Origin of the sequence: Chloroflexus sp. (genome assembly GCF_034432675.1) — a bacterium.
In the GTDB taxonomy this organism is placed as follows: domain Bacteria; phylum Chloroflexota; class Chloroflexia; order Chloroflexales; family Chloroflexaceae; genus Chloroflexus.
This window is the reverse complement of record NZ_DAOUBI010000093.1, coordinates 1-6,796: the sequence shown is the minus strand read 5'-3', so window position 1 is coordinate 6,796 and position 6,796 is coordinate 1. Positions and strand designations below refer to the sequence as shown.

The following is a 6,796-nucleotide window of genomic DNA, read 5'->3' as shown; positions in this document are numbered from 1 at the left end:
ACGCCACACGCGGATGATGAGCGAGCAAGGCAACCAATCCAGCGCATGATGGCACCGGAGATGGTTATTCGAGCGCGACAGTACAACTTTTTGTGAAATAGGTTCTAAGCACGACACGCTCGTATAGGTCGTTATCTCGCATCAGAACAACCATAACGTGATACAATGCTTAAAGGAAGATTGTAACAATCCCAGCCGCAAAGGGAGCGTGAATTACATCACAATCGTATGACCAATCCTCTCATCGGAATACGGGTAACTACTGCCACGCTACGCGAAGTGCCGCGGATGGATGCTGCTGCCGACGTGGCCCGGCAACGCGCACTCGAGCTTGGCCGACCGGTGTTGGTGAGTGTCACCACTCGTGTCGGGCTGCGCGATCCCCTGGCGCTGTTTGCCCGTGGTGCCGGTGTTACCCATAATCGCTTTTTCTGGAGTACGCCGGCCACTGATTTTGAGTTGACCGGTCTCGGTGCAGCATGGAGTTTTACGCCAACATCTGGCGCTGATCGCTTTGCTGTCAGTGCTGCGGCATGGAAGCAGTTGGTGAGTGAGGCAGTGATTGACGCCGATCCCGACCTGCCGGTGCAGGGACCGGTTGCCGTGGCAGGGTTTCGTTTTGATCCCGATCACCCCCCAAGCGATTTATGGCGGGATTATCCGATGGCATTGCTGATGGTGCCACGCTTGCTGATCGTGCGCCACGGTGATGTGACAACGTTGACGGTGAACGGGATGGTGGATGCGCACAGTTCGACGCTGGCACTAGGGGCAGCCGCTGCCCGTCGTTTGCAGGCACTGATCGGTCTCCCACTACGACCGCGGCGTCCTCCGCTTGATTTGCAGGTTGATGTCTCGCTCGATCCCGAGACCTGGAAAACTATTGTTGCCGATGCCGTGAGCGAACTCCGCGCCGGTACGTTGGAGAAGGTGGTGCTGGCGCGTGCTGTGCGTTTGCGCAGCACAGAACCGTTTGATACGGCTGCGACGCTGCACGGGTTGCGCCGGGATTATCCGCATACATTTGTCTTTGCCGTGGCGCGCGGTGGCCGAACATTTCTCGGCGCTTCACCTGAACGTCTGGTAGCGCTCCGGAATGGCGCAGTGGCCGCTTCGGCGCTCGCCGGTACGGCACCACGTGGCAAGACACCGGATGAGGATGCCGCGTTGGCCGCGGCGTTGTTGCAAAGCGCTAAAGATCGCGCCGAGCACGCTTTTGTGGTGCAGATGATTCGCTCTGCGCTGGCAGAGTATTGCGACGCGGTGCAGGCGCCGTCTACCCCTGAGATTATGCGGGTGCGTAATGTCCAGCATCTGTTTACACCGATCACAGCCTGCATCCGAGCCGGGTACGATATTTTTGATCTGGTTGGGCGTCTTCACCCAACTCCGGCGGTTGGTGGTAAACCGGGTCCCGCTGCACTGGCCTGGATTCGTGATCACGAACGACTTGATCGGGGATGGTACGCGGCTCCCGTGGGATGGGTTGATGCCCTAGGTGATGGCGAGTTCGCTGTTGCCCTCCGTTCGGCATTGATCGGGCGGTGCGAAGCAACGCTTTTTGCCGGTTGCGGGATTGTGGCAGCTTCTGATCCGGAGCGTGAGCTAACCGAAACCAGAATTAAGTTGCGAGCAATGTTAGAGGCGCTTGGGGCAAGTGAAGAGATGATTGGCTAAGCGAGGGTTGCATGAACGTTACAGCGCATGTCGAAGCGCTGACGCATTGGGTGGCAGCAATTGCACAGAGCCTGGCGGCAAATGGGGTCAAAGATGTGGTTGTTTGCCCCGGCTCGCGTAGTACACCACTGGCGCTGGCTGTAGCTCGCCACCCGTCGTTGCGGGTCTGGATGCATCTGGATGAGCGTTCAGCCGGTTTTTTCGCACTGGGCATGGCTCGTGCGCACGGGATGCCGGCTGCTGTACTGTGTACCTCCGGCACGGCGGTGGCCAATCTGTTGCCGGCAGTCGTCGAAGCTAACCTCGCCCGGGTGCCGCTCTTGATCCTGACTGCCGACCGCCCACCTGAGTTGCGCGATAATGGTGCGCCGCAAACAATTGATCAGATCGGAATTTTCGGGCGCAATGTGCGCTGGTTTGTTGATCTGCCCACACCGGATATGGCACTCTTGCCTTTTTTACGGGCTACGCTGGGTCGTGCTGTCGGACTGGTGCGCAATGCCCCTGCTGGCCCGGTGCACCTGAATCTGCCCTTTCGAGAACCACTCGTTCCTGATCGAGCGCGGATGGCAGCCCTGTTTAGCGAAACGCCATCAGCGGTTCAGGTAACGCCGGCACGTCGCATGATCGGTGGAGCAGAACTGGCAATGCTGGCAACCAGCCTGGTTGAATACCGCCGGGGACTGATCATCGCCGGTCCCGATTGTCCACCCGATCTTGGCCCACTGCTCACCACCCTGGCCCATCGTCTGCGCTACCCCATCCTGGCCGATCCATTGTCGGGAGTACGCTACGGGCCACACGTTGATGAGTATACCCTGGGCACATATGATGCCTTCTTGCGTGATGAGCGCTTCGTGTCCAGTTACGCGCCAGAAGTCGTCTTGCGCTTTGGAGCAATGCCAACCAGCAAACCGCTCTTGCTTTACCTGCAACACCATCCTCACGCTCGCCAGATTGTGATTGATGGCGGTGCGGGCTGGCGTGAGCCGACCAGCCTGGCCCGCGAACACCTGCACGTCGATGAACACTGGTTCTGTATCGCGCTGGCCGACGCGCTGGCATCCTCGCAACGTGAAGGGCCGACCCTCTGGCTACGCGCATGGGTAAGCGCCGAGCAGACGGCACGGACGATCATTCAGTCACATCTCCTACCCCAAGAGCACATCAGTGAACCGGGACTGTTTGCCCGTCTCGCTTCCTGGTTGCCTGCCGGTGCAACACTGTTTGTTGGCAATTCGATGCCGGTACGCGATTGCGACACGTTTCTCGGCCCACGCACGAACCCGCTGTACGTGGTTGGCAATCGGGGAGCTAACGGCATTGACGGCCTGGTCTCAACCGCACTCGGCCTGGCTGCCGGTCAGGCGAGGCCGCTCGTAATGGCGTTGGGTGACCTTTCACTCCTGCATGACTCCAACGGTCTGCTTGCCGCTCGTCTCCACCGGCTCGATGCAACGATACTTCTGATCAACAATGATGGCGGCGGTATCTTCTCGTTTCTGCCCCAGGCCAGCGAAACTGACCAGTTCGAGCTATTATTCGGCACGCCACACGGTGTTGATTTCGCACCATTGGCGGCAATGCACAACGCGCACTACACCCTGGTCACAGATTGGTCAGCAGTACACGAAGCACTCCAGGCCAGTTTTACCGGCGGCTTGCATCTGATCGAGGTACGTACCCGACGCGATCAAAATGTCATTGATCACCGCACGATTTGGCCGCTGGTCAGTAATGCGCTGGCCCAGGCCGGGATTACGGTTGCCGAATAGCATGCCTCATAGCTTCAATGAGTCACACAAGGGTAAGGATGTCGTGATGATCAATACGCTGAGCACAAATGCCGAGATTATTGCGCAAGAAGCGCTCTACACCAGTGGCTTGTATCCGAAGCGGCCACTGGCAATCGTGCGCGGGGAAGGGGCGCGCCTGTACGATGCGGATGGCCGGGTCTACATCGATTGTGTCGGTGGTCAGGGTGCGGCCAATCTCGGCCACTGCCACCCGGCTATCGTCGCAGCGATTCGCGAACAGGCAGAGCGGCTCATCAGTTGTCCCGAAATCTTTCCCAACGATGTCCGGGCAGCATATCTAGCCGAATTAGCGGCGGTCGTACCATTCCCCTCGCGTATCTTCCTCTGCAACAGCGGGGCAGAAGCGGTTGAAGCAGCTTTGAAATTTGCGCGGCTTTTGACAGGTCGGCCTGGCGTCGTTGCAACCATGCGCGGCTTCCATGGCCGTACCATGGGGGCGCTCAGTGCCACTTGGGAGAGCAAGTACCGCGAACCATTTTTACCCCTGGTGCCGGAATTCAGCCATGTGCCTTACGGAAACGTGGAAGCATTGCGAGCCGCTATCGGCCCACAGACGGCTGCGGTACTGATCGAACCGGTACAGGGAGAGGGTGGGGTGCGACCGGCGCCACCCGGCTATCTGGCAGAAGTCGCCACCATCTGCGCTGCGAATGGCACGTTGTTGTTGGTTGATGAAGTACAGACTGGTTTTGGGCGAACCGGCAAGCTGTTTGCGATTGAGCATAGTGGCGTCACGCCTGATATGCTCATCCTTGCCAAGAGTATTGCTGCCGGGGTACCAATGGGTGCCGTGGTCATCCACGAACGTCACGGTGCGTTACCACCGGGAACCCACGGTTCAACCTTTGGGGGCAACCCTCTGGCCTGTGCTGCGGCCCGGGCCGCCCTGCACGTGTATCAGAGCGAACGGATACCTGAACAGACAGCGGCCAAAGGGGCATGGCTGCTACAAACACTGCGCGACCTGCGTCTGCCGTCGGTTCGCGAAGTCCGGGGATTGGGCCTGTTAGTCGGTCTTGAACTGAAAAGTCGCTCTCAGCCCGCTATCGCAGCGCTGATCGACCACGGCGTCCTGGCCCTACCGGCGGGACCCAACGTCTTACGGCTGCTACCACCGCTAGTTATTGAGCAGGCCGACCTAGAACGAGTGGTAACAGCCATTGAAGCAGTGCTGAGTACTGAAGAGAGATAGGGCAAGTGGCAGGCTGCATATTGCCGCTACGCACCTGGTAGTGTGCAGCTTGCCGGGAACAACTCTGTGCTGAGCGCCTCCTCCGGGCTGCCCTGCGTGCCCAGATGCGCTGATCTGCAGCGCGGCCCATGCCGACACCATCGCCGATGCGCAGCACACCGTGACCCGTGCTGATAATGCGGCGGATGCGGCATAGGCGATGGGGAAGGGTGGGAATAGGCTTATCGATGATCTCCCTGAGACGAAATCCTTTATCAATATTCGCGCCCTCCCAAGGATGGACAATTCCAGAGATTCCCCAATGACTTCCGTTCTCGAGAGCGTGGTATATCCTGGAGAGGATGCCTGAAGCGGGCAACTGAGTTCGTCCAGCATCCGGTAGCGGAGTGGTAGAACGACAGGATGTCAGCAAAACCATATTGCACGTCCCGTCACCCCGCTTTACAATGGGAGTGTCTGCACATGTCAGACGATCTCCAAAGTCGGTGCGCTACAACAGGACAAAGCACGCAACTTGACACACGAAGTAAGGACCTGCTGTGCCGACAGCTCTTCGCATAGGTGCCTACCGTTTTCTATTCGCACGACTGCGGCGAACCGCGCCATATGCACGTGGATAGAGAAAACAAGAGTGCCAAATTCTGGCTTGACCCTGATGTATCGCTCGCAGAACATCACGGCTACAGCCGTCAGGAACTCCGCACAATCGAACGAATCATGCGCGACCATCGAGAGAGGTTATGCAATGAATGGGACGTCTTCTGTCGTGGTGACACTGGTACTTCCTAAGGTGATCAACGTCACTGTGACGGATGACACCCTGGCGGTAGATTTAGACGATGGACGAACCATTGCTATCCCCATCGGCTGGTACCCACGGCTGGCATACGGAACTCCTGCTGAGCGGGCCAATTATGAAATCAGCAGCGCCGGGTACGGCATCCATTGGCCGGACCTCGACGAAGACATCAGTGTTGAAGGCTTACTCTTGGGCAAGAAATCTACTGAGAGTCGTGCTTCATTCGAGCGATGGCTGCAACGGCGGAGGCAGGAATCATAGCAGTGCGCTGTATGAGATGTCTTTTTAGTGTCATGTTGGTTATGGGCTATCGTATTTCAGACGTGATGCCTGTGACACCATCACCCAGACCTGCTATCTCACGATGGTGCAGATGCCTTAGCCTGACATAGAGCAGCACGATTGATGTCTGGCCTGGAATTAGGTGTTCTCGAACTTATATTTCATAAAACGCTGTGCTGTCACACTCTAACAACCATCTGTGGTGCTATCACGCGCTGGATTGGTTGCCTTGTTCGCTCATCATCCGCGTGTCGCGACGTTTGGAGTGCGGCAGCATGACTGCCGCGCCAGCCGTGCTCACGATCTGGCACGTGTCAGGTCGTTGACCCGGCTGGTCACGCGAATGCCGGGTGTGCTCGTTACGATCATGCATGGAACCGGTCGGCAACGAATGAGATACCCCCATAGGAGATATTTTTTGAAACAGGTTCAAAAACGCTGTTCGTCTTCATTCCGTTATCGTCCATCAAAAACAGCACTATCGTTGCAAATAAAACATCCCACCACAATGGGTGGGATAGTTCACTAGTGGAGCGGGCGACGCGACTCGAACGCGCGACCATCTGCTTGGAAGGCAGATGCTCTACCACCTGAGCTACGCCCGCACGGCCTTTAATGTAGCACAAAATGGCGGAGTCTGCAAGTGGTGAGGGGAGAGGGGATTTAGGAGAGAGAAAATAGGATATAGAAAATAGGATATAGTGTATAGGAGACTTAGCGTATGTGCACCTTGTCAGGTGCGAGACGGAGGTTAGCGATCCCAGGGAAGTGCTCACCCTCACTATCTCTGTGCTCTCGGTGTCTCTATGGTGCAATTCCCACTCCCACGACACGCTATGCATTACCCACAACTGGTGTCAACCACGTGCGTATCGGCTGGTATGATCGCTATTGGTACTGTTTTGGGCGACCACCTCGGTGGCAGTGCGCTGCTCCAGCCGTGGTATCACGTGCTGAATGGATTGCCTTACCCGCTCGTCATGCGCGTGGCGCAAGGTTTGGAGTGCGGCAGCCATGCTGCCGCGCCAG

Annotated in this window: 5 protein-coding genes and 1 tRNA gene; 5 read left to right on the top strand and 1 reads right to left on the bottom strand. The window is 57.6% G+C overall.

The window, feature by feature from the left end; genetic code table 11:
• The first annotated feature begins 228 nt into the window (after positions 1 to 228).
• The 5 genes from VAE55_RS07080 to VAE55_RS07060 all read left to right on the top strand — a co-directional run bounded on the left by VAE55_RS07080 (position 229) and on the right by VAE55_RS07060 (position 5,746).
• Positions 229 to 1,677 (top strand): isochorismate synthase, encoded by a 1,449-nt coding sequence (locus tag VAE55_RS07080; protein WP_322815093.1) that lies wholly within the window; start codon positions 229 to 231, stop codon positions 1,675 to 1,677.
• Between the two features lie 11 nt (positions 1,678 to 1,688).
• The gene (gene menD, locus VAE55_RS07075) at positions 1,689 to 3,452 is read left to right on the top strand and encodes a 2-succinyl-5-enolpyruvyl-6-hydroxy-3-cyclohexene-1-carboxylic-acid synthase (protein ID WP_322815092.1); all 1,764 of its coding nucleotides are present in this window, start codon (positions 1,689 to 1,691) and stop codon (positions 3,450 to 3,452) included.
• Between the two features lie 46 nt (positions 3,453 to 3,498).
• Positions 3,499 to 4,686 (top strand): aspartate aminotransferase family protein, encoded by a 1,188-nt coding sequence (locus tag VAE55_RS07070; RefSeq protein WP_322815091.1) that lies wholly within the window; start codon positions 3,499 to 3,501, stop codon positions 4,684 to 4,686.
• 606 nt (positions 4,687 to 5,292) lie between these two features.
• The gene (locus tag VAE55_RS07065; RefSeq protein ID WP_322815090.1) at positions 5,293 to 5,475 is read left to right on the top strand and encodes a DUF4160 domain-containing protein; all 183 of its coding nucleotides are present in this window, start codon (positions 5,293 to 5,295) and stop codon (positions 5,473 to 5,475) included.
• A complete protein-coding gene (locus VAE55_RS07060; protein WP_322815089.1) occupies positions 5,432 to 5,746 on the top strand; it encodes a DUF2442 domain-containing protein in 315 nt (104 codons plus the stop codon). Before VAE55_RS07065 ends, VAE55_RS07060 begins: the two co-directional genes overlap by 44 nt.
• A gap of 550 nt (positions 5,747 to 6,296) precedes the next feature.
• Here VAE55_RS07060 and VAE55_RS07055 read toward each other — a convergent pair.
• Positions 6,297 to 6,372: transfer RNA gene (locus tag VAE55_RS07055), tRNA-Gly, on the bottom strand.
• Between the last annotated feature and the right edge of the window lie 424 nt (positions 6,373 to 6,796).